1 protein-coding gene is annotated in these 1,552 nt (G+C 27.2%); it reads left to right on the top strand.

Annotated features, from left to right (window positions below; genetic code table 11):
- Nucleotides 1-307 precede the first annotated feature (307 nt).
- Nucleotides 308-1,411 (top strand): hypothetical protein, encoded by a 1,104-nt coding sequence (locus Q0370_RS01495; RefSeq protein ID WP_147006123.1) that lies wholly within the window; start codon nt 308-310, stop codon nt 1,409-1,411.
- The last annotated feature ends 141 nt before the right edge of the window (nt 1,412-1,552 follow it).

The following is a 1,552-nucleotide window of genomic DNA, read 5'->3' as shown; positions in this document are numbered from 1 at the left end:
TTTATTACAAAAGTATGACTTTAAATTTAAAAAGCATGATTATATCAATTTTTTTATTTACTAAAATTCAGGTTTTTATCTTTAGTTTTATTGTAAATAAATACAGTTTCATATTTTATTTTAAAGTGCTTTTTATAGTATATAAATAACTTTTTAAAAATTGATTTTAGTTTCTTTATTAAATATTGTTTTACTTTACAAATGCACTTTTTTAAAAAAAACTTTACAAATTCATATTATTATGCTAAAATTAACTGTGAATTGTTAAGATATATATTTGTTAAAATTATTTTTAGGAGGAAAAACAATGAAAAAAGTATTAGGAGTATTAGCATTAGTATTAAGCGTATCTAGTCTAGCTTTAGCTGATCAAGACCAAGATACAGTAAAAGAAATCCATTTCTCTACAGAATTGAGACAAGGGTATACAGACAAAAAAGAAAATACAGGAAATGGATTAGGAATCGCAGGATTCAAAGGAGCAAATAAAGATAGAACTAGATGGAGAAATATCTTTGGTGGAGATTTACATTTAGTAGATGAAGGAGACTTAGGATTAAAATTTGAATTCCAAAATGATCAAGATAGATACAAAAATGATTTTGATTATGAAACTAAAACAGGTACAAAAGGAACTTATGACAAATCTCAAACTTGGGAAAATAATATTGAATTATATAGAGATATTACATTAGGTTCTTGGACTAATAAATGGACTTTAGGATGGAAAAATAAAAATACAAGTGGTACTGGTAGATACTCAGGACATAGAGGAACATCAAATGAAATTTATGTAGGACCATCATTTGGAATTAACTTCTTCGGACATAACTTTGATGCAACAACTCAATTAGTTTACTTCGATCAATCAGGAAACAAAAGTGCAGATAACGCATGGAGCGGAAATGATTTCACAAAAGGAAAAGTATCTGGATGGGGAATCAACTTTGCTTTAGAAAATAACGGACAAATTTTTGATAATGGAATCGGAACTTTAAACTATAACGTTGGTTTAACTAATAAATTAAGAGATGCAAAAGGTAAATTATCTGAAACAGGAAAAGATGCAAAATCTACTGTTTATTTAGACTATGTTGCAGGGTTAACATATAAAACTCCTGATTTAGCAGGATTCTATGGATTAATCAATGCTGAAAATGAATGGGAAAGACAAACTGCTAGACATGGATTCCAAAACAACTTCTCAGTATGGACTGGATTAGGATACAAAAAAGGTATTGATTTGCCAGTAGGAACATTGACTGTAAACCCTGAAGTTAAATACAGAGTTGTTAACAAAGAAACTGTTAAAGGTGTTTATAACGATGGACGTTACTTCAACAACGATAAATATACAAGAGAATATAATGAATTAAGAGCTGGATTAAAAGTTGGTTTAGAAGTTAAATAATCACTAATAATTCATATAAAAATAACTTAAAAGAAGCTGGATGTAAATCCAGCTTTTTGAGTTTAATATAAATAGATACATACAAAATGCGATTTAAAAGTATGAATTAAACTTTATAGTGTTTATTTAATTTTATAAAAA

Origin of the sequence: uncultured Leptotrichia sp. (assembly GCF_938036635.1) — a bacterium.
Taxonomy (GTDB): Bacteria; Fusobacteriota; Fusobacteriia; order Fusobacteriales; family Leptotrichiaceae; genus Leptotrichia; species Leptotrichia hongkongensis.
Note: the sequence above shows the minus strand (reverse complement) of the source record. Positions and strands in the feature narration are given on the sequence as shown.

Excerpts from the sequence above, each read along its gene's own strand:
- Q0370_RS01495 (WP_147006123.1), top strand. The coding sequence starts at position 308 with ATGAAAAAAGTATTAGGAGTATTAGCATTAGTATTAAGCGTATCTAGT.